Genomic DNA, 26,059 nt, shown 5'->3' on the forward strand with positions numbered 1-26,059 from the left:
TAACTAACTGTGTTATACTGTCTGCTTCGTTTTCTTCACCGCGTCAGCAGCGAAGAACCGAACTATACGCCTCACAACAAAACCAGTCAACACCTTTCGCAAAATTATTTCTAGAAATTTAATCACCGCCCTGTTTTAACAGGGTTTTTATTTTATAAAAAAACTCCAGCAACCTTTCTACACTATCCATACATACAAAAAAATACAAAACAAAGGCCGTCTGATATGCTCTTTCAGACGGCCTTTTTTATGATTTCTATTTATCCAATACGTTGAAGGACAATTTCTAGGACAAATTTACTGCCCACATAGGCAAAAATCAGACTGACAAATCCGACAATAGTCCAAACGGCGGCTTTTTTGCCGCGCCATGCGGTCATGCTGTGTTTCAACAATAATGCGCCATAAATCAGCCACGACATAATACTGAAGATGGTTTTATGCGTGAAGGTCATCGGCTTGCCGAAAATGGTTTCTGCAAAAAACGTACCGCTGATTACAGAATAGGTCAATAAAACGAAACCTGCCCACATACCTTGGAACATAAGTTTTTCCAAACTCAATAATGGCGGCAAGAAGCTGACCAATGCGGAAAAACGGCGTTTGTGCAGATTGCGGTCGAGCAAAAGGATCAGGATGGCAAATAAGGTAACGATGCCAAATAGTCCGTATGCGAGCAATGATGATGCGATGTGCGACAGCGGCAATAAGTCTACGATTTGACGACCTGAAAAATCCCCTGGGAAGAGGAAACCCAATAATAAGGTCAATGCGGCGCAGGGATACAATAAGAGTTGCACTCCGCGCAGACAATAAAAGAAGCTGCCCAAGCAGTACATCATCAGCATCAGCCAGACTATCAGACTGAGCGAATAGCCAAAACCGGTAATCAATACCCTATCCTGCAATACTGGGAACATCAATGCTGCGCCATGTACCAATAATGCGCCGCTCAAAATCAGCAGCTCGGTTTTCAGCGGGTAAGACTTATTATTGTGCTTTTTATGTTGCAACCAGGAAAATGCGCCCAATCCGGCATACACCAGCATAAGGCAGATTAAGACAATCGGCATAAATATCTTTCTCAATAGACATGTGAACACTTGACAGACACCCGGCAGGGTTTCAGACGGCCTTGGTGTCGTGTTTGTGTTCTTGAAGCATAACTTCGGACTATCGTGTAAAATAATCCGAATTTTATTTTAACAAAGAATGCCCTGTATTGGGCAGCTATTCTCATTATCAAGGATAAGTATGTTAGACAACCTGACCAACCGCTTCAGCAAGGTACTTAAAAATATTCGCGGCCAATCAACGCTGACCGAAGACAATATTAAAGAAGCCTTGCGCGAGGTTCGTCTTGCCCTGCTGGAAGCCGACGTTGCATTGCCCGTCGTTAAAGAATTCGTCAACACAGTCAAAGAACAGGCCCTTGGCCAAGAAGTCGTCGGCAGCCTGACGCCTGACCAAGCCTTTATTGGTGTGGTTAACCAAGCCTTAGTCGAATTGATGGGCAAGGAAAACAAAACGCTGGATTTGTCGGTTTCACCGCCTGCCATTGTTTTAATGGCCGGTTTGCAGGGTGCCGGTAAGACAACAACCGTCGGCAAACTCGCCCGCCTGCTGAAAAACGATCAGAAGAAAAAAGTCTTAGTGGTATCTGCCGACGTTTACCGCCCTGCCGCGATTGAACAGCTGCGTCTGTTGGCCGAACAGGTCGGCGTGGACTTTTTCCCATCCGATACCAACCAAAAACCGGTTGAGATTGCAACTGCCGCCGTCGATTACGCCAAAAAACATTTTTACGATGTCTTGATGGTCGATACCGCCGGCCGTTTGGCAATCGATGAAGAGATGATGAACGAAATCAAAGCGCTTCATGCGGCGGTCAACCCGGTTGAAACTTTGTTCGTTATCGATGCCATGCTGGGTCAGGATGCTGTGAACACTGCTCAGGCATTTAATGAAGCCCTGCCGCTGACCGGTGTCGTATTGACCAAGATGGACGGCGACTCGCGCGGCGGTGCGGCATTGTCCGTACGCCATGTGACCGGCAAACCGATTAAATTTATCGGCGTCGGCGAGAAAATCAACGGCCTCGAACCTTTCCACCCCGACCGTCTTGCCAGCCGTATCCTCGGCATGGGTGACGTATTGACCCTGATTGAAGACGTTCAAAAAGGTATTGATGAAGAAGCTGCCGCCAAAATGGCGAAAAAGCTGCAAAAAGGCAAAGGCTTCGACCTCAATGACTTTAAAGAACAAATCCAGCAGATGCGCAATATGGGCGGCTTGGAAAACCTGATGTCGAAAATGCCGGGCGAACTGGGTCAAATATCGAAACAAATCCCCGAAGGCACGGCCGAAAAAGCGATGGGCAAAGTAGAAGCCATCATCAACTCAATGACTCCAAAAGAACGCGCCAACCCTGCCCTGCTCAAAGCCAGCCGCAAACGCCGTATTGCAATGGGTGCAGGCACGACCGTGCAGGAAGTGAACAAATTGCTCAAACAGTTTGAACAAATGCAACAAATGATGAAGATGTTCAGCGGCAACGGCTTGGGCAAACTGATGCGCTTGGCCAAAGGCATGAAGGGAATGAAAGGCATGTTCCCAGGTTTGTAAGCCGATTTGACAGAAAACGCCGTCTGAAAAGTTTCAGACGGCGTTTTGGTTTTGTATTCAGATTTAAAATCATGAGACCTTAAGCAACCATTTCTTCTATAACATCTAATATAAAAGGCCGTCTGAAATCTATTTTCAGACGGCCTTTATTCATTCAGCCTTCAACTTATTGTGGCTTTTTCTGCTCTTCGCGTACTTTGTCCACCAACTGGTCAATCGTAGTCATGCCAGACTGCCAGTCTTTAAATTCAACTTGGTATTTGCCGCCGACGATAACGGTCGGTGTGCCGCTGATTTGGAATTTATTGGTCAATTCTTCCATTTGAGCCGCACGCGCTTGGCTTTCAGGCGCTTCAAATGCAGCCAATACTTTTTTGCCGTCAAACGCGGTTTGCTCAGACAACCATTTTTTCAGGGTATCGGTATCGGCCAGATTGATTTTTTGGTTAACCATCGCATCGAAAATATGGCTGTTGGCTTTATCTGATTCACCGGCCATTTCCACTGCGGCAGCCAAACGTGCCAAAGGTTTCATTTCATCACCCCAAACGACATGCTCCCGGCGCATATAGGTATCATCTTTAAACGTTTTGATGTGTTCGCTCAAAACCGGCTCCAAATGGGCGCAATGCGGGCAGAAGTAGCCGAAGAATTCCAATACTTCGATTTTGCCGGCCTGCTGTTGCGGAATCGGGTTAGACAAGACGGTGTAATTGACACCTTCGGTCAATGCGGCAGGGGCTGCCGGAGCGGATGCACTGCTTTGGGCGCTGTCTGCCGGAACGCTGGTTTCCACCTGTTTGCCGCAAGCGGCCAATGCCAACAGGGTCAATGAAGTCAAGGCTAAGGTTTTCAGTTTCATAGGTATCTCTTTACATTCAAATCAATGGGCGGATTTTATGGCATTTTGTTGGAGGTGTGTTCGATTTGAGTGAAAAAATGTGTTTAGTTTTATTTCAACCTTTATAAAGGCCGTCTGAAATATGGCTTAGATCATAGCCTTATTTTCAGACGGCCTTTGCCTGATTTCATCAGAAACGGTAATTTACCCGGGCGGTATAGCCGCGCGGATTACCCGGCATGGCGTCCGAACGCCAATATTTTTGATTGAGCAGATTGGCTGCGGCAAAGGTAACGTTGACGTTTTTATGGTTCCAGCCGAGCATGGCATCAACTCGGGCAAAGCCGGGAAGCGTGGTCACTTCTTTGTTTCTTGAATCGTAGCCGTAGCGTTTGCCCGTACCGGTTACGCCGATTTCGCCGTAGAGGTTTTCGGTCGGCGTGTAACGGAAGAACAGGTTGCCGGTAACGTTGCTGGTGTTGTCCAAATGGATGCCCACTCGGTCGGGATTTTCTTTGTCTTCAACGACTTTCGCCTGCATCACGCCCAACGAGCCGCGCAGGTAGAGTTTTTTGGGGATGATTTGTCCGATGGCTGACAGCTCCACGCCGCGCGAACGGTGTTTGCCGCCAACGGCCCAAGTGTAGGGATCATTTTGCGCGTCGGGACGGTAGCGGATATTGAAGCGTTCGATTTGGTAGGCGGACAATGTGGTGCTGAGGCGGTCGTCCAACCAACTGCTTTTGACGCCGGTTTCGTATTGGCGGGTGTACTCGGGGTCGGCGTTGAACACGGCGGAAGACGAAGTGTCGATGCTCAAATAGCCACTGCGTCCGCCATAAGGTGCAAAGCCTTTGTTATATGAGGCGTAGAGTGTGTGGGCAGGCGTTACGTTCCACACTGCACCGATATTGGGGCTTAATGAGTGGCCGCTGTACTGGCGACTGCTGCCGGTAAGTTTGTTTTCAGAATTAAAGGTGTATTTGTCGTAACGGCCGCCGAGGACGAATTTCAAATCGGGCGTGGCAGAGAAGATGTTTTGCACGAAGATGCCGTAGGAATCGGCTTTGTGGCGGTTTTGGGTGAGGACGGGTTGCAGCCTGCCCGAAGCCGGCCAGCTTGCGCGGTCGTAGGGGTCGATGGAGGCGGAAAAGGCGCGGCTGTAACCCAATGTCGGGTTGCGGTGTTCGCGGCTGTAGTCCATGCCTACGGTCAGGTGGTTTTCAAAACGCCCGATGTTGTAGTCGCCGTTGAGTGTGAAGTTGGACGACAGGGTTTTGTTGTCGGTCTGCTGCCAGGCGTAGTTGCGCTTGATTAGGCTGCCGTTTTCGCTGCCTGCATAGAAATGGTCGAAATCCTGCGCCGCCGTGCGGTGGGCGAGCTGCCATTGGGCGCGCCATTTGTCGTTGAAGGCGTATTCAAGGTCGGAACGCCAAACTTGCAGCTTGTCTTTGACAAAATCGTTCGGGTGGGCGAAACCCATGCGGTAAGGCAGTCCGAAACGGTCGTACACGGACTTGGTCGGACTGCGGTCGGGCGTGCGCTCCACATTGTCGTAGGTGTATTGCCCCGTCCACTTCAAGCCGTTGTCGAGTTTGACGGTAATGCTGGGCGAAACCATGACGTTTTTGCTGTCTATGCCGCTGCGGAACGAATTGGCGCGCCCGACTTCGCCGGTGAGGCGGATGGCGACGTTTTTGTTCAGCACTTCGTTGATGTCCATATTCAGGCTGCGGTTTGCCCACGAGCCGTAAACCGCACCGACGTTGCGGCTTTGTTTAAAGTTGGCGTATTTGCTGACCATATTGATGACGCCGCCGCCGTTGGTGCGGCCGTAAAGGACGGAAGACGGGCCTTTCAGGATTTCCACGCGCTCGATGTTGGCGGTACTGCGGCGGACCTGCCCGCTTTCGCGCACGCCGTCACGGTAAATATCGGATGCGTCGGCTTGAAAACCGCGCAGGAAAATGCTTTCGCCGCGCATATCATAGGCAGCGTCGATGCCGGCATTGCCTTCGAGGATGGAACTCAAATCGTTCGTGCCGTAGTTTTTGTTTTTCTGGATATTGAGCGTATCGACGGTTTGCGGCGTTTCTTTGATGAGCTGGCCGTTGCGGGTAACGGCGGCTTCGTCGTAGTTGATGTAGCCTTTGAGTACGCTGGTGTCGGACTGCCCAACCACGGAAACGGTGGGCAGCGTGGCGGTGTAATGTTCACCATTATCCTGCGTATCGGCGGCAGCAACAGGGAAGGAAGCGATAATCAGCGTGGGTAATAAAGCCAAATGAAATGGTATTTGCATTTTTATACTCAATTTAACGAAACAACCGAATTATATTGCTTCATAAAAGAAATGAGAATAGTTTCTTTTAATTATATTTAACATGATATTTGTAAACAAAGGCCGTCTGAAACACATATCGGTTTCAGACGGCCTTCGTTTATTAATATTAATAGATACTGCTACACTACTTACTCAACAGCATTTCCTGCATCAGCTTCATGCCCCATTGCCAGCCGCTGAGCGCGCCGTTTAACCGGCCGGAATGCGGCGATTGAAGCAGGCGCGCCTGCCAGCGGTCGGCCTGTTCTTGCGCCCAATCGCGTGGCGTGCCGTTTGTTTCGGCGATGACCAACGCTGTACGGCAAGGGCAGCGGACACGCTGGAACGTATGGATTTCGTCTTCGGGAAAAGCTTCGGGACGCGGCGAGACCAAAATAATATTGGTCAGGCGTTTTTGCGTCATGATGTCGGCTTGGTACAGCCATGCCAAAAATGCAGACACACCGACACCATGAGCCACGACGGCAATATTTCTGCTGACGATATGCTCAAAGGCCGTCCGAATGGCGTGTTGCCATTCGGAAACGGTTTGCCGACCATCGGCTTCGGCGGTTTGAACAATCGGATAGCTGACCGCCCAGCGGTCTATCCACATTTCCGCTTCATCCGCATCGCGTATCAGAAACAATGCCATTTCTTCGAGTTCGAAGCTCTGCATTTCAGACGGCCTATTTGAGCAAGTCGTTGAGTGTAAATGCAATAAGCAATGCGGCTGGCACGCTGAGGATGGCACAAGTCGCCAGACAAAGTACGATGTTGGCAATCAGCCGCCAGCCCTTCCAAGCAAAGCACTTGGCCGCAATTAGTAGGCAAGGAAGGGAAAACAGCAGCCATACCAACGCCCAAGTCGGATTGGCCTTAGTCGGCGCAACCCAGCCGGACATCCGCGCCAGCATAAATATTGCCCACACCAGCATGGGCAGCACAAATGCCGCCACAACCCAAACCGCACCTACGCCGGTTTTACTGTTTATATTCCAGTCGTACTTACCAAAAAACTTATTCGGCAACATAGTCATACTCCACAACTAAAGGGGCGTGATCCGAGAATTTTTCGTCTTTATAAACATGTGCGGAAACGGCTTTGGCGGCCAACTCCGGCGTAACCATCTGATAATCGATACGCCACCCGACATCTTTCGCATACGCTTGTCCGCGGTTGCTCCACCAGGTATAGCCCGGTACATCGGGATAAAGTGTGCGCCACATATCCGTCCAACCGAGTTTGTGGATGACTTTGCCTATCCATTCGCGCTCTTCAGGCAAGAAGCCCGAATTTTTCTGATTGCCCTTCCAGTTTTTCAAGTCGATGTTTTGGTGGGCAATATTCCAGTCGCCGCAGACGACGATGTCGCGTCCTTCGTTTTTCATGGCTTCGAGCATGGGATAGAACGCGTCCAAAAAGCGGTATTTCACTTGTTGGCGCTCTTCCGCGCTGCTGCCGCTGGGAAGATACAGCGAAATTACCGACAACTTGCCGAAGTCGCAACGGACAAAACGGCCTTCCCTGTCAAATTCTTCAATGCCCATGCCGATTTGCACATTATCGGGTTTGCGTTTGCTGTACACCGCCACGCCGCTGTAACCGCGCTTTTCGGCGCAATGCCAGTAGCCGTGCATACCGTGCGGATTTTTCATATCGTCTGACAGGTCGGCCTCTTGAGCTTTCAGTTCCTGCACGCAGACGATGTCGGCACCGGAAGCGGCGATGTATTCATAAAAACCTTTTTTATAGGCGGAGCGGATGCCGTTGACGTTGGCAGAGATGATTTTCAACATAAGATTTGAGTAATTTTTAAAAACGGATAATAGGATTGAGGTTTTCAGACGGACTGCAAGTCATAAACAAATACTTTGGAATTGCGGCCGTTGGCATTGTATTCCTGCCGGCGTTCGGCAGGCAGGTCATCGGCTGAGGCCGTCTGAAAGCCCCGTTCGACAAACCATTCGCCTGTATGTGTGGATAAGGCGAAAAGCGTTTTGATATTTAAGGCGCGTGCTTTCTGAAACAGATGTTCCAACAGCAATTCGCCATAGCCACCATCGCGCGCTTCGGGCGACACCACCAGACAGGCCAATTCGCCGCAATCAGGCTCGGAAAAGGTTTTCAACGCCACGCAGCCGTAAATGTTTTGATCGTGTTCCAATACGGAAAAACTGGAAATATGGTTTTCCAAATACTCGCGGCTGCGGTGTAACAAGATGCCTTGTTCCGCCAACGGACGGATTAAGGTGATGATGTGCGGAATGTCGTCGCTGCGTGCCTGACGGATGGAAACAAACGGCTCACGGGCAATAGATGTACCGCTGCCCTCGCGGGTAAACAGCTCGCGCAACAGGCTACCGTCTTCGCGGCCGTTGAGAATCTGCACCCGCGATACGCCGTTTTCCAGTGCGCACACTGCTGCATGGAGCAAATCAACCGGCGCATCGGGATTGCCGCGCACCAATTCCTGCACTTCGCCGACAGACAACGTATTGGCCAACGAGCCGTCGGAGCGGCGGATACCGGCTTCTTCGGTCAAGAAAACCAGCTTCTCCGCCTGCAAAGCCATGGCCACTTCCTGCGCGGTTTCGCACATACTCAGATTGAAGGTTTTGCCGCTGTACGAATGCCCCAAAGGACTGATCAGCACCACCGCGCCGCTATCCAAGCGCAAACGGATTTCTTCCGCGTCGATTTTGCGGACGGTACCGGTATAGCCCATGTCCACGCCGTCGATAACGCCCAACGGACGGGCGGTAATAAAGTTGCCGCACGCGATAACCGGCGGCTTGCTCCGTTGCTGCGCAGATACGCTACTGAACAAAGCTGCTTCGACATCGCTGCGGATAATCCCCGCCACCTGCTTCACTTCCATCAGGGTCGCTTCATCGGTAATCCGTCGGCTGCCGCTGTATTTCGGAACAAAATTCCGACCCGAAGCCAATTTGTCGAGCAAATGCCGCGAACCGTGCACCAAGACCAAACGCAAGCCCAAGCTGGCCAACAGATTCAAATCTGCGGCCAAACGAATCAAGGTTTCGCCTTCCAACAGGCTGTCGGTCACGCCGACCACCATGGTTTTGCCGCGCAAATATTGAATATAGGGCGCGGCTTCGCGAAAGCTGGCAACAAAATGGGCGATGTTACTCATAGCAGGGCAAGGTAAAAGAGTTGCATAATCAAAACCGTCAGCGCAATCAGCGATGCCAACGTCCAGTTGAAACCGTCCTTGCGCGTTTTGACCGCCGCCTGCTCTTCCGCCTTAGGCTCTTCCTTAAGCGCACTGTTGAGCAAATCGGAAATTTCTTTACGGGAAAGTTTGGAATGCTTGAGGATTTGCGCACCAATGTTATGTACGAGGCGCACATCCGTTACCGCCACAGGCAGATGGGCAGGATCGGCCGGCAGGTTGCCCGACAGATAATCCTTGGCCTTAAACATCCCCGAACAACGCGTGCAGACCACGAAACCCTGCGCCACGTTCAACTGGGCATCTTTCACCCAATGCGGTGTTTTACAATGAGGACAAGAACAAGCAGGCATGAGTATTTTCCGTAAGTGTATTGAATCAAAAATATATTTTAGCCAATGTTTCAGGCCGTCTGAAACAGTTTTCAGACGACCTGAGCATGATGTTATGGTTTAAACCGCGCCGTAACGTTCACGATAGGCTTTGACCGGCTCGAAGAAGCCGCCAAATTCGGCATTGTTTTGCAAGAGCGTGAACAAGTCGTTCAAGTTGGCAATCGAAACCACCGGCAGGCCGTATTGTTTTTCCACTTCCTGCACCGCCGACAATTCGCCCGTGCCTTTTTCCATGCGGTCGAGCGCAATGGCCACTGCGGCAGGCGTTGCGCCTTCGGCCTCAATCAGTTTGACCGACTCGCGCACGGATGTACCGGCGGAAATCACATCATCGATAATCAGCACGCGACCCTTCAAAGGCGCGCCCACCAACACACCGCCCTCGCCGTGGTCTTTGGCTTCTTTGCGGTTGTAGGCAAACGGTACGTTTACGCCTTTTTCCGCCAACATCATCGCTGTTGCCGCCGCCAAAATAATGCCTTTATAGGCTGGGCCGAACAGCATATCGAACTTCACGCCGCTGGCAATAATAGCCTCGGCGTAAAACTTCGCCAGTTGCAAAGTCGATGCGCCGTCATTGAACAAACCGGCATTGAAAAAATAAGGCGACTGACGGCCGGCCTTGGTCGTAAATTCGCCGAATTTCAACACGTTTTGTGCCAAAGCGAATTTGAGGAAGTCTTGACGGAAATCGGACATTTGGGTTCTCCCGAAAGATGTTGATTTATCAAAGAAACGATTATAAAGGATTCATGCGGAAAAATCAGGCCGTCTGAAAACAGGTTCAACCCCGCTTTAAACCGACTTGCCCTATTCCCTTTCAAACCGACAAGGCGGCATTGCCGTCTTATCCCAGCAATCAAAATGGATTATTCCCGATGATACGGATGATTGTGCAAAATCGAAACGGCGCGATAAAGCTGCTCGGTCAATAAAACGCGCACCATGCCGTGCGGCAAGGTCAGGCTGGAAAGGCGCATCATCATGTTTGCCTGCTGCTTCAATCGGTCGGTCATGCCGTCTGCGCCGCCGATAATAAAGCAGACGTGTTCGCCGTTTTGCTGCCAGCCTTTCAAATGTTGCGCCAATTCGACCGAAGTCGGCGCTTTGCCGCGCTCGTCCAATACCACCAGAAACGCGCCCTGCGGTATGGCTTCCAACAGGCGTTTTTCTTCAGCCGCCATGCCCTGAGCCGCATTCACACCCGCGCCGCGTTTCTCTGGCTTGATTTCTTTCAGCGCATAATTGACATCGCGCCCGAAGCGTTTGGCGTACTCGCCGACGGCTTCATCCACCCAACGCGGCATTTTCGTGCCGACAGCCAAGACGGTGATATTCATGGTGTATCCTTTTGTATCGTTGTCGGTTGGATATTATGGTCAAGCAAGCCCTTAACCTTTTCAAACCATGAGCCAATGCCCACGCAACCGACTGAAAATAAAAGGCCGTCTGAAAGCCGAATGTATCCCGTTCGACTGTTTCAGACGGCCTTTCAATGATTAGCAGTGAACCAGCGTACCTTCGTTTTCGCCGGTTACCACGCGTTTGAGCGAGCCTTCTTTAGCGATACCGAATACTACGATATTGAGCTTGCGTTCGCGGCAGAGGGCGAAAGCGGTGGCATCCATCACTTTGAGGTTTTTCAACAAGGCTTCGTCAAAAGTAATGGTTTCATAGCGTGTTGCAGATGGGTCTTTTTTCGGGTCTGCGGTGTACACTCCGTCAACATTGGTGGCTTTGAGCATCACGTCGCAGTTCATTTCCGCACCGCGCAATGCGGCGGCAGTGTCGGTCGTGAAGAACGGATTACCGGTACCGGCGGCGAAAATCACGACTTTGCCTTCTTCCAAATATTGAATGGCTTTAGGACGGGCGTAAGTTTCAGCGATTTGCTGCATAGACAGTGCGGATTGTACGCGCGCTTTGATGCCCAAGGTTTCAAATGCATCTTTGAGTGCCAACGCGTTCATGACGGTTGCCATCATGCCCATGTAGTCGGCAGTGGCGCGGTCCATGCTACCCGCTTGTGCAGATACGCCGCGGAAAATGTTACCGCCGCCGACAACGATACCGACTTGCACGCCCATTCTCACGATTTCGGCAATTTCGCCGACGGTTTGAACGATGGTATCGTGATTGATGCCGAATGGATCAGAGCCCATCAGGGATTCGCCGGAGAGTTTCAGTAATACGCGTTTGTATTTGATTTGCTGTGTCATGGGATACCTTGCTTTCTTGAATGTCGTCGGTCGGAGTTCGGGCCGTCTGAATTTTCAAACGGTCGGAATATTAATGATAGGGTGTGTCGGTTTATTATTGTTTTGTTTTCAGACGGCCTTTATATTCGGTCGTCTTAAAATAGGTACCGTAAACGGTTTTCTCAAAAAAAAGCACCCTGATTCGTTTGGAATCTAGGTGCTTTCTTTTTCATAAGTGCCTTACACTTTAGCAGCGGCAGCAACTTCGGCTGCGTAGTCAACAACGGCTTTCTCGATACCGTCGCCTACTTTGTAGCGTACGAAGCTAACCACTTCAGTGCCGTTTTCTTTAGCGAATTGGGCAACAGTTTGGTCAGGGTTCATCACGAACGCTTGGCCGTTCAGAGTGATTTCAGCCAAGAATTTGCGGATACGGCCTTCAACCATTTTAGCGGCGATGTCGGCAGGTTTGCCGGAAGCGATAGCTTGTTCAGTGTAGATGTGGCGTTCTTTTTCAACGGTTTCAGCATCTACTTCGGCTTCGCTTACGCATTGTGGTTTAGCGGCAACGATGTGCATACCGATTTTGCGTGCTACGTCTTCAGAGCCTTTGTACTCAACCAATACGCCTTCAGTAGCCAAAGCACCGTGGATGTAGGCAACCAGTTGGTTGGCAGTGTCGATCACTTGGAAGCGGCGAACAGACATGTTCTCGCCCAATTTAGCGATGATGGCTTTACGTTCTACTTCAACCAGTTCGCTCAGTTCTTCAACAGAAGCCGGTTTTTTCTCGGCAGCAGTTTTAGCAACGAAGTTGGCAAATTCTACGAAGCCGGCGTCTTTAGCAACGAAGTCGGTTTCGCAGTTTACTTCAACCAATGCGCCGACATTGCCGTTGATTGCATAAGCCAATACGCCTTCGGCAGCAGTACGGCCAGCCAGTTTACCGGCTTTCGCACCAGATTTAATACGCAGGATTTCTTCGGCTTTGTCGAAGTTGCCTTCAGCTTCAACCAAGGCTTTTTTGCATTCCATCATGCCCAGGCCGGTAGCGGCGCGCAGGTCGGCAACCATTTTTGCAGTAATTTCTGCCATTTTGAATCTCCTAGATTTTTGGGAACACGGCCATTGCCGTGTTTGGAAATAGTGGCCGTCTGAAACGGATTTCAGAACGGGATTTGAGAAAAGGGGCATAACGCCCCTCTTCTGTGTACCGAATTACTCGGCAGCAGCTTCTTGGGCAGCGGCTACAGTTTCTTGCAGCGCTTGGTTTTTGCCTTCCAAAACTGCGTCAGCGATGCCGCGGCAGTACAGGCGGATAGCTTTAGCGGAGTCATCGTTACCAGGGATAACGTATTTCACGCCGTCAGGGCTGTTGTTGGTATCGACTACAGCGATAACAGGGATGCCCAGTTTTTCAGCCTCAACCAGAGTACCTTTTTGGTAGCCGGTATCGATAACGAAAATCGCGTCAGGCAGGCCTTTCATGTTTTTGATACCGCCCAAAGAACGTTCCAGTTTTTCAACGTCGCGTTGCATTTCCAGAATTTCTTTTTTGTTGAAACCGCCTTCAGCAGCGTTTTCCAGGGCAGCAGTTTTTTCTTCCAGGCGTTTGATGGATTGCTTAACGGTTTTGTAGTTAGTCAGCATACCACCCAACCAGCGGTAATCAACGAAAGGCATACCGGCACGGGTAGCTTCTTCGCGGATGATGTCGCGGGCTTGGCGTTTGGTACCTACGAACAATACTGTACCTTTGTTGGCAACCAGACGACGTACGGCTTCTTGCGCCTCTTGGAACATCGGCAGGGTTTTTTCCAAGTTTACGATATGGATTTTGTTGCGCGCACCGAAAATGTATTGAGCCATTTTCGGGTTCCAGAAACGGGTTTGGTGACCGAAGTGAACACCGGCTTCAATCATCTGACGCATAGTAATTTGAGACATGTTATTTCCTTGAAAGGGTTAAAGAGCACACATTCAATCGCATAGAACTTGATAGGCGGCGCCTATTGTCAAGCACCCTTCGGCGAAAGTGGGCATAAGTTTTAAAAAATAAAAGAGTGTTTCCGAAATGGAAAACTGACGGATTATAGCGGATAAGAGGCCGTCTGAAAAGGGATTTTATACCTTTCCGTCCTGTTTTTCATCCGCCTGTACCGCCTTTTGGCGAGCCGCTTCAAACTCCGCCTGCTCCTGCCGTTTCATCAGGCGGTTGCGGCGGCGGATGGTCATGACGAAGACCGTGAACACAGTGGGCAACACTGCCCAAAAAACCAAATAAATCAACGCGCGCGCAATACTCGGCTGCGCGGCGGAAAACATCACGGCAACAAAAAGATAGCCGATGGCGACAATGTGCCACATCGTGTGCGTCCTGTTTGAATGTTAACAAAATCGTTATAATCGCAACATTCTACCGCAATCCCGAAAGGCCGTCTGAAAATGAGGAATCCCGAAAAATCGGCATTACGCAAACAGTTCCGCCGCGCACGCGCCCAAATGAGCGCAGACGAGCGCAACGCCGCCACCGAAACCATCAACCGCCTGCTCAAGCCCTACATCAAAAAAGGACGGAAAATCGGCGTGTATTGGCCGATGGGCAAGGAATTGCGATTGGACGGCTTTGTCCGTGCCGCACAAAAACGCGGCGCAAAACTCTACCTGCCCTATATCGAACCGAACACACGGCGGATGTGGTTTACCCCCTACCCTGCCGACGGCGCCAAACAAGAACGCAAACGCGGCCGCGCCAAATTGAGCGTCCCACAATTTACCGGCAAGAAAATCCGCGTCCACCAACTCAGCCTACTGCTGGTCCCCATCGTCGGCATCGATAAACGCGGCTACCGCCTCGGACAAGCCGGCGGCTATTACGACGCCACCCTCTCCGCCACGAAATACCGCCTGCAAACCCAAACCCTGGGCGTAGGCTTCGGCTGCCAACTGACCGACACACTGCCGACCGAACCCCACGACATCCCCCTAAACGGCTTTGTCTCCGAGCTTGGCGTATTGAAATTCAGACGGCCTCGATAGGACAATTATCGGTTTATTAAAATGATAAAAGGCCGTCTGAAACCTGATTTTTGGGTTTCAGACGGCCTTTTGTTTTATTGTGGCGTTTGTTCAAAACTGAGGACTTGAAAAGTATTTTTCAAAACAGATAAGCCCCAATTTATTGCTTCACTACCAAAATATCTATCTATCAGAGTCTGCCAATAGTGCTTTTCATTAAATTCTAGTAACGTAAAGCGAGGATCTTCGATTTTACTATTTAAAATTAGCATCACAGCAATCATATCTACTATTCCTTTAGGGTCATAAGGATCATCTAGCATATCTGGCCAAGATTGAAGATTAAACAATTGAGCAAATTCTCCAGCATCAGTTCGATTTTTATTGATATCATCCATTAACCTTGGATAAAAGCAGAAGATAAATACACCAACCACACGTAGATATAGGTGAAATGTTTTATTCCTAAACCCAAACCCATGACCCAAAGAGTGATACATCTCCAAAAATCGGACTAATCGTTCCGTCTCCCTAAGCGATAAATTATTCCGTTTAATCATTTCACTTATACAATCCACAACTCTATGCGCATTAAATAAGACCCCTTCTATATCACTACCTTTTATTAACCTCTTAAAATGATGAATTGAAACCAAAACTCGATCTTGCTCCGTTTGAGCCACAACCTGATCCGGCAAGGCAAAGCTATACTTCAAAAACTTATCTAAATATTTCTGCGCATCCACCTCTGCGCCATACCGATGATTAATCGCCGCGCACAGTTGCTTGGTATTCGTAACCAGCACGACTTTGACGTTTTCAATATCAAAGACATGCTTGATAACTTCCAGCATATCGACGGCGTAATCAGGGCGGCAACGGTCGAGTTCGTCGATAAACAGGATAATCGGTTTGCCCGCTGCCAATTCTTTTAGGCAGGCTTTAAGCGTTTCCAGATTTTTTTCTGCTTCAATTTGCTCTTTCAATAAGGCTTCGACGGTTGCATCAATAGTTGCATCAATGGAATGACTGGCAAGTGTGGTGGCAACACCAGCTACAGTTGCCGCAGCATTTTTTGCTTCTTGCCCATCATTTGTAATTTGGCTCATTCCCTCCTCTAAATCTTCCCATTTTTGCTTTAGGACATGACCAACCGCTGCTTTAGCAACGGTTTTCATCGCGAATCCTACTGCTCTTGCGACTTTCCTCGTAATATTTTTGCGCTGTTCAGACGGCTGCTCGCCAGTATCTTCAGGCGTACAGGCTTTGATGATTTCGGCAAGCAATGCCAGCAGAGGCTCTCCGCTGTGGTCTGAACGGAAGGCGTCAATATAGACGGGCTGATAATCGCGATGTTGCTCCTGCATAAGCCGAATCAGCTTTTTGCAAAATTCGGTTTTGCCCGTTCCCCAGCCACCGTCGATGACCATAGGGGAAAGGTCGATATCTGAGGTAAGCAGCCTGATGATGTTTTCGGCTATCGGCTTACGGTTAAATTCGTCATGTGTAGCAAAAGTTTTTTCTAAAGCTTGAGTTTCCATATTATCCCTTTGTCTGTCATAGGTTTTGTGTAACGTATTTTACTCTGTCATCAGTTTTTATGTTTTTATTCTTTTAAGTAATTAAAAATGATCAAAAAGGCCGTCTGAAACTTTCAGACGGCCTTTATTCGGATTAAACCTTACTTGGCATCTTTAAATCCACGTTTCAAATGCACCATCAGTAATGCGACGGCGGCAGGCGTTACGCCGGAGATGCGGCTGGCTTGGCCGACGGTTTCGGGTTTGTGCTGGTTGAGCTTTTGCTGCACTTCTGCCGACAAACCTTTGACTTTGCTGTAATCGATATCCTCGGGCAGCTTTAAGGTTTCGATGTCGCGGCGGCTGTCGATTTCTTCGTTTTGGCGGTCGATATAGCCTTGGTATTTGACTTGGATTTCGACTTGTTCGACCACGCTGTCGGCAAGTGCGGTTTCAGGTTGTGCGTCGGGCAGGGTCATCAGCGCGGCGTAGTCGAGGTTCGGGCGGCGCAGGAGGTCGTGCAGGTTGGCTTCGCGGCTGAGTTTTTGGCCGAATACGCGCAGCTGCTCTTCTTCGGCGAGTTTTTGCGGCGTGTACCACGTTGTTTTCAAACGTTGGATTTCGCGTTCGATGGCTTCGCGTTTTTCGTTGAACATGCGCCATTGTTCTTCACCCACCAAGCCGATTTTGTAGCCGTCTTCGGTCAGGCGCATGTCGGCGTTGTCTTCCCTGAGTTGCAGGCGGTATTCGGCGCGGCTGGTGAACATTCGGTAAGGCTCGTTCACACCTTTGGTGATGAGGTCGTCCACCAATACGCCGAGATAGGCTTGTTCGCGGCGCAGCAGGAGCGGGTCTTGTTCGCGGATGTATTGCACGGCATTTGCGCCAGCGAGCAAGCCTTGCGCGGCGGCTTCTTCGTAGCCGGTGGTGCCGTTGATTTGTCCGGCGAAGAAGAGGCCTTGGATGGTTTTGGTTTCGAGGCTGGCTTTGAGGTTGCGCGGATCGAAGTAGTCGTATTCGATGGCGTAGCCGGGGCGCAGGATATGGGCGTTTTCGAGACCTTTCATGCTGCGCACGAGGGCGATTTGAATGTCGAACGGCAGGCTGGTGGAGATACCGTTTGGATAGTATTCGTGCGTGGTCAGACCTTCGGGTTCGAGGAAAATCTGGTGGCTGTCTTTGTCGGCGAAGCGGTTGATTTTGTCTTCGATAGACGGACAATAACGCGGACCCACGCCTTCAATTTTGCCGGTAAACATTGGGCTGCGGTCGAAGCCTGAGCGGATGATGTCGTGGGTTTGCGTGTTGGTATGCGTAATCCAGCAGGACACTTGGCGCGGGTGCATATCGGCGCTGCCGCGTACAGACATTACAGGAACGGGTGTGTCGCCGGGCTGTTCGGTCAGTTGGGAGAAGTCAATCGTGCGTCCGTCGATACGCGGAGGCGTGCCGGTTTTCAGACGGCCTTGAGGCAGGTTCAATTCGCGCAAGCGGCCGCCCAAGGATTTGGCGGCTGGGTCGCCGGCGCGGCCGCCTTCGTAGTTTTCCAAACCGATGTGGATTTTGCCGGACAAAAACGTGCCTGCGGTCAGTACGACGGCGCGTGCTTTAAACTCCACGCCCATCGCGGTAACCACGCCGCTGATGCGTTCGCCATCAAGCGTTACGTCTTCGACGGCTTGTTGGAAAAGATCGAGGTTTTCTTGGTTTTCCAACATTTCACGGATGGCGGCTTTATATAGGATACGGTCTGCCTGCGCGCGCGTGGCTCGCACTGCCGCGCCTTTGCTGGCATTCAAGCGGCGGAACTGGATACCGGATTTGTCGGTTGCCAACGCCATTGCGCCGCCTAATGCGTCGAGTTCGCGCACGAGGTGGCCTTTGCCGATACCGCCGATGGAGGGATTGCACGACATTTGGCCGAGGGTTTCGATGTTGTGTGAAAGCAGCAGGGTTTGCGCACCCATGCGTGCGGCGGCAAGTGCGGCTTCGGTACCGGCATGGCCGCCACCGACGACAATCACGTCGTAGGTTTTGGGGTAAATCATGTAAGTCATGTTTATGTGTTCTGTAAAGGTTTCAGACGGCCTTTTGTTGATCAGGCCGTCTGAAAAATGGAATCAAATCTTAAAAAACCAAGCTTAGAAGGTATAGCCTGTTTCCAATTCGTCATCACCGACCAATTCGACCAGCAATGCATACAGCGGAGCCAAATCGTTGTAACGGCGGGATACGCGGCGCAAGTAGTTCAAGAAGCGCGGGATTTCAGGGCGGTATTTGTCTTTGCCGTCACGGTAGTACAGACGGGCAAAAATACCGGCTACTTTCAAATGGCGTTGTACGCCCATCCATTCAAACCAGCGGTAGAACTCGTCAAACTCGGCAGGCACAGGCAACTGGGCAGCGCGTGCTTTTTCCCAGTAACGGATGACCAAGTCCAATACAAATTCTTCTTCCCATTCGATAAATGCATCGCGCAGCAGCGATACCAAATCATAGGAAATCGGGCCGTAAAGCGCGTCTTGGAAGTCCAACACGCCCGGGCGGCCTTTTGCCAGCATCAGATTGCGGACGATAAAGTCGCGGTGGACATACACTTTAGGTTGTGCCAACAGGGGCGGCAGCAAAGTATCGACGGTTTGCTGCCACAACTGGCGTTGCTTGAAGGTCAGCTCGCGGCCCAATTCTTTGGCCACAAACCATTCGGGGAACAAGTTAATCTCGCGCAGCATGACTTCGCGGTCGTATTCCGGCAGTTTGCCGGGCTGACTGGCCTTTTGCAGTTCGATCAGTTCGTCGATGGCTTCGAGCAGCAGGGCTTTGTGGGCGGTTTCGCTGTTTTCCTGATTCATGGCGGTCAGGAATGTGGTATTGCCCAAATCGTTCAACACCATAAAGCCCAACGCTTCATCCACATGAAGCACTTGCGGCACATTGACCATGTTAAACAGTTTTTGCACTTTCAAATAAGGCGCAACACTCATCTTCTCAGGAGGCGCGTCCATACAGATAACGGTTTGGCCGTCTGAAAACGTCGCGCGGAAATAGCGGCGGAAGTCGGCATCGGCTGCCGCAAAGCTCAATTCGAACGGCTGGTTCGGATAAACAGACTCCAGCCAGTTTTGTAATTCGGTTTGTCGTTGCATAGCGGTATCGCAGAATTTCAGGTTACAATAACCGCTATTCTAACTGGCAAACCGATTTAAGGGGCGATTTTGGCTCGTTTATTTTCACTCAAACCCTTGGTACTCGCCTTAATTATGGGCTTTGGCGCAACAGCCGTACGCGCGGAAGATGCTTCTGTTCCGCAGGCGGAAGACTATACCCCTGCCCACACCGCCGCATCCAAACCGGTAAAAACCAGCCAAAGCGAAGCCGATCCGCTTTCCTTGGGCAGCACTTGCCTGTTTTGCGACCACGAAGATGCCAAGCCGGCCGAAACCGCCGAAATCAAACGCAGCGGCGAGCCTGCACTGCCTGCCGATTACACCCGCGTCAACGCCGATAAAATAGAAGGTCAGACCCAAGTCGGCGTCCGTGCCGAAGGCGACGTCATTGTCGAGCGCAATGCCGATGTTCTCAATGCCGATTGGGCGCAATACGACCAAGCCACCGATACCGTTACCGCCGGCGACCGCTTCACCCTGTATCAAAACGGTTCGACCGTATCCGGCGATCAATTGGTTTACAACCTCAAAGACCAAACCGGTTCCGGCACTGCCGTACGCCTCAATACCGAACAAGGCGGCCGCCGCCTTCAAAGTGTCAGCGAAAAAGCCGAACTCAAAGGCAAAGGCCTCTACAAGCTCATCAATACCAAATTCAACACCTGTTCACCCGGCGATGCCAGCTGGTATATCCAAGCGCAAAGCATTGAAGCCGATGAGTCGACAGGTATCGGCGTGGCCAAACACGCTTCGCTGGTATTCGGCGGTGTACCCGTCCTCTACACGCCTTGGGCGGACTTCCCCATCAACGGCAACCGCAAAAGTGGCCTGCTCGTTCCGACCATTGCCACAGGTTCAGACGGCCTTGAGCTGAGCCTGCCCTACTATTTCAACCTTGCGCCGAATTTGGATGCCACCATCCGCCCGGGCATTATCAGCAAACGCGGCGTGCAACTGGGCGGCCAAGTCCGTTATCTGCAACCGAATTACAGCGGCGAAGTCGATGGCGACTGGATGCTCAACGACCAAAAAAGCGTCTACAACAACCGCTACCAGTTTAAATGGAAACACCAGCAGCAGCTGAACAGCAAAATCAGCGGCGGCATCAACTACAACCAAGTTTCCGACGACGATTACTACCGCGACTTCTACGGCCGCGAAGACATCGCACGCAACGTCAACCTCGACCGTCAGGCATGGCTCAATTACAGCGACAAACTGTTGGGCGGCAGCTTCGACGGCTCGTTGCGCGTACAAAAATATCAAACGCTGGCCAACCAAGACGGTTATAAAGACGAGCCTTATGCCATCATGCCCCGTCTGACCGGCCGTTGGCAAAGCCATCTCGGCAAAGCGCAACTCAACGTGTTCGGCCAATTTACCCGTTTTGATCACGATACCAAGCAAGACGGCAGCCGCGTGGTGCTCTACCCGAGCGTTAAATGGGACTTCCACAACCAATGGGGCTACATTCGACCTAAAGTCGGCGTACACGCCACTTATTACAGCCTCAACAGCTTCAACGGCCAAAGCAGCCGCAATGTCAGCCGCGTCCTGCCGATTATCAACGTCGACAGCGGCCTGACTTTCGAGCGCAGGGCCCGGCTCTTCGGCGGGGAATACCTGCAAACGCTTGAACCGCGCCTGTTTTACAACTACATTCCGACCAAGTCCCAAAACGACCTGCCTAATTTCGACAGCTCTGAAAACAGCTTTACCTATTCGCAGCTGTTCCGCGAAAACCTGTATTCGGGCAACGACCGCATCAATTCGGCCAACAGCCTGACGCTGGCCACACAAAGCCGTATCCTCAACCCCAACACCGGTGCGGAACTCTTCCGTGCAGGTATCGGCCAGAAGTTTTACTTCAAAAACGACAACGTCCTGCCTGACGGCAACGTCAGCAATTATCCGCGCAGCCAATCCGACTGGGTAGCCTTTGCACACGGCAACCTTACCCCGAGCACCCGCATTGATTTGGATATCCACTACAACCAAAACCTAAGCCGTGCCGAAAGCTACGCCGCAGGGATTACCTACAACCCCGAACCCGGCAAAGTCTTAAGCGCGCGCTACAAATACGGACGCAACGAGCGCATTTATCTGCAAGCCAACGGCGACTATTTCTACGACAGGCTCAGCCAAGTCGACCTTGCCGCCCAATGGCCGTTGAGTAAAAACCTGTACGCCGTTGCCCGTTACAATTACGAAATCGAAGCCAAAAAACCGCTGGAAATGCTCATCGGTGCAGAATACAAAAGCAACTGCGGCTGCTGGAGCGCAAGCTTGGTCGGCCAACGCTATGTTACCGGCGAAAACAGCCACAAAAACGCCGTATTCTTCAACCTCCAACTCAAAGACTTGAGCAATATCGGCAACAACCCATTCGAAAAACTCCGCTTAGCCATCCCCGGTTACAGCAAAACCAACGAGGTAGTCAAACAATGAACTTCAAACCCCTGATTCTCGTCGCCGCACTCACTCTCGCAGTAGGCGCACACGCCGCTCCTAAAGCCAAAGCGACCAAAGCGCGTGCCAACAAAACTCCAGTCGTCAGCGCCACTACCATGCCTGCCGTACAAAGCGGCGTACATCTTTCAGACGGCATTGCCGCGGTTGTCGACAACGAAGTCATTACCCACCGCCAAGTAGCACAAGCCGTAGCGCAAGCGCGTCAAACCATGCCTAAAGGCACACAAATGGACGACAACGAGCTGCGCCAACAAGTTTTGGCACAAATGATCAATCAATCCCTGATCCTCCAAGCAGGCAAACGCCGCAACATCCAAGCGACCGATAGCGAAATCGAAGCCGTTATCGCGCACAACCCCAACATCAAAAACCCGTCTGCCGCTGTCCGTCAAGACATCGCCGACAGCATTATTGTTGAAAAAGTGCGCCAACAAGCCATCATGCAAAACAGCCGCGTCAACGACTCCGAAGTGGCACGTTACATCGAGCAGGCCAAACAACAAGGCGTAACCCTGCCTGAAGCAGACCCTGTGCGCCAATACCATGCCCAACACATCCTCATTAAAGCCGACAACGATAACGCCGCCGTCGGCGCAGAAAGCACCATCCGCAAAATCTACTCACAAGCCCGCAGCGGCGCAGATTTCGGCGGTTTGGCACGCCAATACTCGCAAGACAGCAGCGCCGGCAATGGCGGCGATTTGGGCTGGTTTGCCGACGGCATGATGGTTGCCCCATTTGAAGAAGCCGTCCACAAACTCAAACCCGGCCAAATCAGCGCCCCTGTCCGCACCCAATTCGGCTGGCACATCATCAAGCTGAACGACGTCCGCGAAGCAGGTACGCCTGAAGAGCGCCAACAAAATGCCGTCCGCCAATACCTGTCCCAACAAAAAGCGCAACAGGCGACCACCAACCTCCTACGCGAACTGCACAGCAGCTCCTACGTTGACGTACGCTAATCGCGCGTATTGTTAAAAAGGCAGAAATCCGTACAATAAGGCCGTCTGAAAACCATTATTCAGACGGCCTTTTCCCTTAAGCAACCATTGATTAAAGCACCCCATCATGTCCATCCGTCCTAACTGGCAAGCCGCCACCCTGCTGCAAGCCGAAGAAACCGCCCTTACTTCCGCACACACCGGCCGCACCTACCGCATTCAAGCCGCGGCACTCGGCGAGCGTCCGGCAGGCGGCTATCCTGTGCTGTATATTCTTGACGGAGATGCCTTTTTCCCCGCCATCCTCAATATGGCGCAATCCCTGCTCATCAACCCCATCACCAAAAGCCATGCCGCCTGCCTGATTATCGGCATCGGCTACACCGGCGGCACCATCCGCGACTTAAGCCAACGCGCCCTCGACTACACGCCGCCGCTGCCCGGCAACGCGCCCGAATCCGAACGCAAACAATACGGCCAAGCCGACCGCTTCAGCCGCTTTATCGATGACGAACTCTCCGCCCTGCTCAACAGCAAATACCGCATCGATACCCAAAACCAAGCCGTCTTCGGCCATTCGTTCGGCGCCTTGTACGGCCTCTATTCCCTGTTCACCCGCCCCGAACGATTCCGCCATTATTTGCTGGTTTCGCCGTCTATCTGGTGGCAAGACCGCCGCGTACTCGATTGGCTGCCCGACACTTTGCCGCAAGGAATCGGCATCCGCCTCGGCGCAGGCGAACATGAGGGCAAAAACAACCGCCCCGACCAAACCAGCCGCGGCATGGTTGCACAAGCCAAAATTCTTGCCGGCACTTTGCACCACCTCGGCGCGGATGTCCGCTTTACCCTCTACCCCAACGCCAATCACGGCAACGCCCCGTTTTACGCCCTGACCGACTGTATCGAATATTTGCGCAGCGCATGGCAGCGTTAAAACAGGTTTGTCAAACATTGAGGCCGTCTGAAACGCAAACTTAGAAGCGTATTGAACCTATTGGATCGATCTAAAATCCAATTATAAAAAGGCCGAGACCTTTGCAATAACATAGGTTGAGACCTTTGCAATAACATAGGTTGAGACCTTTGCAAAGGTCTCGGGGCATGAAAAAGGGAGAGGCTACCTGAAAAATAGATTTTCAGGTAGCCTCAAACCGGTTTGGCATGCATCCGAAACGGAAAATTTGAGCGGTTACATACCTTGGGTTGGTGGCAGTGTTATTTCAACTTGGCTGCCAATTTGTCGAATTTTTGTTTGATGTCGGCCTTGAAGGCTTCCACTTTCTCTTTGCGCTCGGCTTTGCGCTGTTTTTTCCAAGCTTCGTGTGCCTGACGTGCCACTTCTTCCTGCGCTTCTATTGCTGCCAATACGTCCTGTTGGGCAACGGCTACATCTTGTCGGAGAATAACGGTTTTGAAACGGTGGAAGAAAGCATCCAATACAGCTTCGTTGGATTCTTGCGCCAAAATAATGATCGCAGTACTGCCGTTATCCAGTTTTTTGGCTGTATTTTCTAGCAACGCCCCCTCTCCCAATGTTTGGGCAGTGCCTACATCACTGCCGATGAGTGCGCCAGTAGCTCCACCCAACAGAACACCGATAGGACCGCCGAGGATGCCGACCAGCGAACCAATGAGGCCGCCCGTCCATGTGCCTTCGACCGTATTGGCGGTAAAGTCGGTGCTTTCTGCTGGGATAATCAGACCATTTTCCTTTTTAACCAAAACGGCTTGTGCCACCAAAGCATCTGTTGTCTGCGAGTAAGCTTTCAATTCAGAAAAGGCTTGATAAGCTTCGCTGGAGATGTTGAATAAGGCAACGATGATGTTTTGTTTCATAAGTCCACTCCCGTAGATTGAAAGATTTAAGAACATACTAGTTGTATGCAGTGTCATTGTAAATTACAAGGGGGGGGGGGGAGCAATGCGGCAAACAGAACTTTACCTATATAAAGCCTGTAGAACCGGCAAACGGATAACGAACAATACCCAGCCTTTTGCCTGTAGGAAATCGTCGCATTGTTCACACCACAAGTTGAGAAAAATAAGCCTGCAAGACCTCAAGCGTCGTCTGAAATCCGTTTCCACTCCAACGCTAAATCGTACAAGGTTTTTTTGCTTTCGCCGGTAATCTTGGCGGCAAGCTCGGCGGCTTGTTTGGTCGGCAACTCGGCCGCAAGGATTTTCATCGTGTTTTGCGCCGCTTCAGGCAAATCGCTGTGTTTCTCTTTCACGGCAGGATGCAACACCAGCACCATCTCGCCACGCGTTTGGTTGCCGTCGTTTTTAAGGGCGGCTTGGATTTCGGCAACCGTGCCGCTGAGGAAGGTTTCAAACGTTTTGGTGATTTCGCGCGCCAATGTCAAACGGCGCTCGGGGAACTGCGCGGCCATATCCGCAAGGCTTGCTTCGATACGGTGCGGCGTTTCAAACATCACAATCGGGAAATCGGCTTCCGCCCATTTGGCCAGCAGCTTTTGGCGTTCGCCGGCCTTAGGCGGCAGGAAACCGTTGAAGTAAAAATCGGATTCCGTCACCCCGGCCACGCTCAACGCCCCCATCACCGCGCTTGCGCCGACCACAGGCACCACTTTAAATCCGGCTTCGCGCACGCGGGCGGCAAGTTTCGCACCGGGATCGCAAACCGCAGGCGTACCCGCATCCGAAACTTGGGCGACGCTCAGGCCGTCTGAAAGATGGGCGATGATTTTATCGGCCATTTGCTGCTCGTTGTGTTCGCGCACGCTCACGAGTTTGCCCTGAATGCCGTACGCACTTAAAAGCTGGGCGGTAACACGGGTGTCCTCGGCGCAGATAATGTCGGCCTTTTGCAGAACGGCCAGCGCACGCAGCGTTATGTCGGCTAAATTGCCGATGGGTGTGGCGACAACGTATAATGTCTGTTTTTCGATGCTGTCGACGGCTTTTTGCAGGTGTTTTGTGTACATAGATTCAAGGCCGTCTGAAACGGCGTCTCTTTAAAAACAATGATTATATAACGGGTAAACTTTTCATGCGCTTAAACCACAAACAGGGGGCGGCGGCCGAAGATGCGGCGCTGGCATTCCTGCTGGGCAAAGACTGCTCGCTGCTGGCGCGGAACTGGCATTGCGCCTACGGCGAAATCGATTTAATCGTCAAAAACGGCGGTACGATTGTGTTTGTTGAAGTAAAATACCGCAAAAACCGAGGTTTCGGTGGTGCCGCATACAGCATCTCGCCGTCCAAATTATTGAAATTGCAACGAAGTGTAGAGTATTATCTGCAAAAGCACGGGTTAAACCATGCGCCCTGCCGCCTGGATGCGGTACTGATCGAGGGCGACGGCCCGCCCGAATGGATTCAAAATATTACAGGTTAAC

At 51.4% G+C, this 26,059-nt stretch carries 25 protein-coding genes; 6 read left to right on the plus strand and 19 right to left on the minus strand.

The window, feature by feature from the left end; genetic code table 11:
• Positions 1–260: 260 nt before the first annotated feature.
• Positions 261–1,073 carry a cytochrome C assembly family protein gene (locus tag ACTHSW_RS07370; RefSeq protein WP_070461213.1) on the minus strand — a complete coding sequence of 271 codons (813 nt, stop codon included), beginning with the start codon at positions 1,071–1,073 and terminating at the stop codon, positions 261–263.
• 181 nt (positions 1,074–1,254) lie between these two features.
• Between ACTHSW_RS07370 and ffh the strand changes: the two genes are divergently transcribed.
• Positions 1,255–2,625, plus strand: a complete 1,371-nt coding sequence (ffh, locus tag ACTHSW_RS07375) for a signal recognition particle protein (RefSeq protein ID WP_003684000.1) — start codon at positions 1,255–1,257, stop codon at positions 2,623–2,625.
• Positions 2,626–2,791: 166 nt separating this feature from the next.
• Here the strand turns inward: ffh and ACTHSW_RS07380 are convergent, their stop codons facing one another.
• From ACTHSW_RS07380 to ACTHSW_RS07440, 13 genes are all read right to left on the minus strand, one after another.
• Positions 2,792–3,487 (minus strand): thiol:disulfide interchange protein DsbA/DsbL, encoded by a 696-nt coding sequence (locus tag ACTHSW_RS07380; protein ID WP_107810666.1) that lies wholly within the window; start codon positions 3,485–3,487, stop codon positions 2,792–2,794.
• Positions 3,488–3,656: 169 nt separating this feature from the next.
• A complete protein-coding gene (locus ACTHSW_RS07385) occupies positions 3,657–5,768 on the minus strand; it encodes a TonB-dependent receptor (RefSeq protein WP_107811079.1) in 2,112 nt (703 codons plus the stop codon).
• Positions 5,769–5,934: 166 nt separating this feature from the next.
• Entirely contained in the window at positions 5,935–6,468 is a 534-nt protein-coding gene (locus ACTHSW_RS07390) for an alpha/beta hydrolase (RefSeq protein ID WP_107811078.1), read from the minus strand.
• A 10-nt stretch (positions 6,469–6,478) separates the two neighbouring features.
• Positions 6,479–6,823 (minus strand): hypothetical protein, encoded by a 345-nt coding sequence (locus ACTHSW_RS07395; protein ID WP_003749424.1) that lies wholly within the window; start codon positions 6,821–6,823, stop codon positions 6,479–6,481.
• Positions 6,810–7,589 (minus strand): exodeoxyribonuclease III, encoded by a 780-nt coding sequence (locus ACTHSW_RS07400; RefSeq protein ID WP_003684015.1) that lies wholly within the window; start codon positions 7,587–7,589, stop codon positions 6,810–6,812. Before ACTHSW_RS07400 ends, ACTHSW_RS07395 begins: the two co-directional genes overlap by 14 nt.
• A gap of 44 nt (positions 7,590–7,633) precedes the next feature.
• Positions 7,634–8,947 carry an amino-acid N-acetyltransferase gene (gene argA, locus ACTHSW_RS07405; protein WP_440373815.1) on the minus strand — a complete coding sequence of 438 codons (1,314 nt, stop codon included), beginning with the start codon at positions 8,945–8,947 and terminating at the stop codon, positions 7,634–7,636.
• The gene (locus ACTHSW_RS07410) at positions 8,944–9,339 is read right to left on the minus strand and encodes an MJ0042-type zinc finger domain-containing protein (RefSeq protein ID WP_039862294.1); all 396 of its coding nucleotides are present in this window, start codon (positions 9,337–9,339) and stop codon (positions 8,944–8,946) included. The genes argA and ACTHSW_RS07410 overlap by 4 nt, the downstream gene beginning before the upstream one ends.
• Positions 9,340–9,438: 99 nt before the next feature.
• Positions 9,439–10,080, minus strand: a complete 642-nt coding sequence (pyrE, locus tag ACTHSW_RS07415; protein WP_003682682.1) for an orotate phosphoribosyltransferase — start codon at positions 10,078–10,080, stop codon at positions 9,439–9,441.
• 170 nt (positions 10,081–10,250) lie between these two features.
• On the minus strand, positions 10,251–10,721 hold the full coding sequence (gene rlmH, locus ACTHSW_RS07420; RefSeq protein ID WP_003682681.1) for a 23S rRNA (pseudouridine(1915)-N(3))-methyltransferase RlmH: 471 nt from the start codon (positions 10,719–10,721) through the stop codon (positions 10,251–10,253).
• A 159-nt stretch (positions 10,722–10,880) separates the two neighbouring features.
• Positions 10,881–11,600, minus strand: a complete 720-nt coding sequence (pyrH, locus tag ACTHSW_RS07425) for a UMP kinase (RefSeq protein ID WP_003708812.1) — start codon at positions 11,598–11,600, stop codon at positions 10,881–10,883.
• 219 nt (positions 11,601–11,819) lie between these two features.
• Positions 11,820–12,674, minus strand: a complete 855-nt coding sequence (tsf, locus tag ACTHSW_RS07430; protein ID WP_070461228.1) for a translation elongation factor Ts — start codon at positions 12,672–12,674, stop codon at positions 11,820–11,822.
• A gap of 123 nt (positions 12,675–12,797) precedes the next feature.
• The gene (gene rpsB, locus ACTHSW_RS07435; RefSeq protein ID WP_002230071.1) at positions 12,798–13,526 is read right to left on the minus strand and encodes a 30S ribosomal protein S2; all 729 of its coding nucleotides are present in this window, start codon (positions 13,524–13,526) and stop codon (positions 12,798–12,800) included.
• Positions 13,527–13,703: 177 nt separating this feature from the next.
• Positions 13,704–13,946 (minus strand): hypothetical protein, encoded by a 243-nt coding sequence (locus ACTHSW_RS07440; protein ID WP_070461230.1) that lies wholly within the window; start codon positions 13,944–13,946, stop codon positions 13,704–13,706.
• 78 nt (positions 13,947–14,024) lie between these two features.
• Between ACTHSW_RS07440 and ACTHSW_RS07445 the strand changes: the two genes are divergently transcribed.
• Positions 14,025–14,618 (plus strand): 5-formyltetrahydrofolate cyclo-ligase, encoded by a 594-nt coding sequence (locus tag ACTHSW_RS07445; protein ID WP_070461231.1) that lies wholly within the window; start codon positions 14,025–14,027, stop codon positions 14,616–14,618.
• 74 nt (positions 14,619–14,692) lie between these two features.
• On the opposite strand, the gene ACTHSW_RS07450 is transcribed toward ACTHSW_RS07445, so the two are convergent.
• The 3 genes from ACTHSW_RS07450 to amgK all read right to left on the minus strand — a co-directional run bounded on the left by ACTHSW_RS07450 (position 14,693) and on the right by amgK (position 19,263).
• Positions 14,693–16,138, minus strand: coding sequence for a KAP family P-loop NTPase fold protein (locus ACTHSW_RS07450; RefSeq protein ID WP_070461232.1), 1,446 nt, complete (start codon positions 16,136–16,138; stop codon positions 14,693–14,695).
• Positions 16,139–16,278: 140 nt separating this feature from the next.
• Positions 16,279–18,174 (minus strand): tRNA uridine-5-carboxymethylaminomethyl(34) synthesis enzyme MnmG, encoded by a 1,896-nt coding sequence (gene mnmG, locus ACTHSW_RS07455; protein WP_070461233.1) that lies wholly within the window; start codon positions 18,172–18,174, stop codon positions 16,279–16,281.
• An 84-nt stretch (positions 18,175–18,258) separates the two neighbouring features.
• A complete protein-coding gene (gene amgK / locus ACTHSW_RS07460; RefSeq protein ID WP_004520257.1) occupies positions 18,259–19,263 on the minus strand; it encodes an N-acetylmuramate/N-acetylglucosamine kinase AmgK in 1,005 nt (334 codons plus the stop codon).
• 69 nt (positions 19,264–19,332) lie between these two features.
• Between amgK and ACTHSW_RS07465 the strand changes: the two genes are divergently transcribed.
• The 3 genes from ACTHSW_RS07465 to ACTHSW_RS07475 all read left to right on the plus strand — a co-directional run bounded on the left by ACTHSW_RS07465 (position 19,333) and on the right by ACTHSW_RS07475 (position 23,634).
• Positions 19,333–21,732: an LPS-assembly protein LptD gene (locus tag ACTHSW_RS07465; RefSeq protein ID WP_349267091.1), complete on the plus strand. Its 2,400-nt coding sequence runs from the start codon at positions 19,333–19,335 to the stop codon at positions 21,730–21,732.
• Positions 21,729–22,718 (plus strand): peptidylprolyl isomerase, encoded by a 990-nt coding sequence (locus ACTHSW_RS07470; RefSeq protein WP_070461235.1) that lies wholly within the window; start codon positions 21,729–21,731, stop codon positions 22,716–22,718. The genes ACTHSW_RS07465 and ACTHSW_RS07470 overlap by 4 nt, the downstream gene beginning before the upstream one ends.
• A gap of 106 nt (positions 22,719–22,824) precedes the next feature.
• The gene (locus ACTHSW_RS07475; RefSeq protein ID WP_070461236.1) at positions 22,825–23,634 is read left to right on the plus strand and encodes an alpha/beta hydrolase; all 810 of its coding nucleotides are present in this window, start codon (positions 22,825–22,827) and stop codon (positions 23,632–23,634) included.
• Between the two features lie 281 nt (positions 23,635–23,915).
• Here the strand turns inward: ACTHSW_RS07475 and ACTHSW_RS07480 are convergent, their stop codons facing one another.
• Together ACTHSW_RS07480 and rsmI are read right to left on the minus strand one after the other, a co-directional pair.
• On the minus strand, positions 23,916–24,536 hold the full coding sequence (locus tag ACTHSW_RS07480) for a DUF1269 domain-containing protein (protein WP_070461237.1): 621 nt from the start codon (positions 24,534–24,536) through the stop codon (positions 23,916–23,918).
• Positions 24,537–24,757: 221 nt separating this feature from the next.
• Positions 24,758–25,645, minus strand: a complete 888-nt coding sequence (gene rsmI, locus ACTHSW_RS07485) for a 16S rRNA (cytidine(1402)-2'-O)-methyltransferase (protein ID WP_070624695.1) — start codon at positions 25,643–25,645, stop codon at positions 24,758–24,760.
• A gap of 65 nt (positions 25,646–25,710) precedes the next feature.
• On the opposite strand from rsmI, the gene ACTHSW_RS07490 reads away from it, so the two are divergent.
• Positions 25,711–26,058: a YraN family protein gene (locus tag ACTHSW_RS07490; RefSeq protein ID WP_070645256.1), complete on the plus strand. Its 348-nt coding sequence runs from the start codon at positions 25,711–25,713 to the stop codon at positions 26,056–26,058.
• Position 26,059: the final 1 nt, after the last annotated feature.

The organism is Neisseria sp. P0008.S004 (assembly GCF_051962755.1).
In the GTDB taxonomy this organism is placed as follows: Bacteria; Pseudomonadota; Gammaproteobacteria; order Burkholderiales; family Neisseriaceae; genus Neisseria; species Neisseria subflava_A.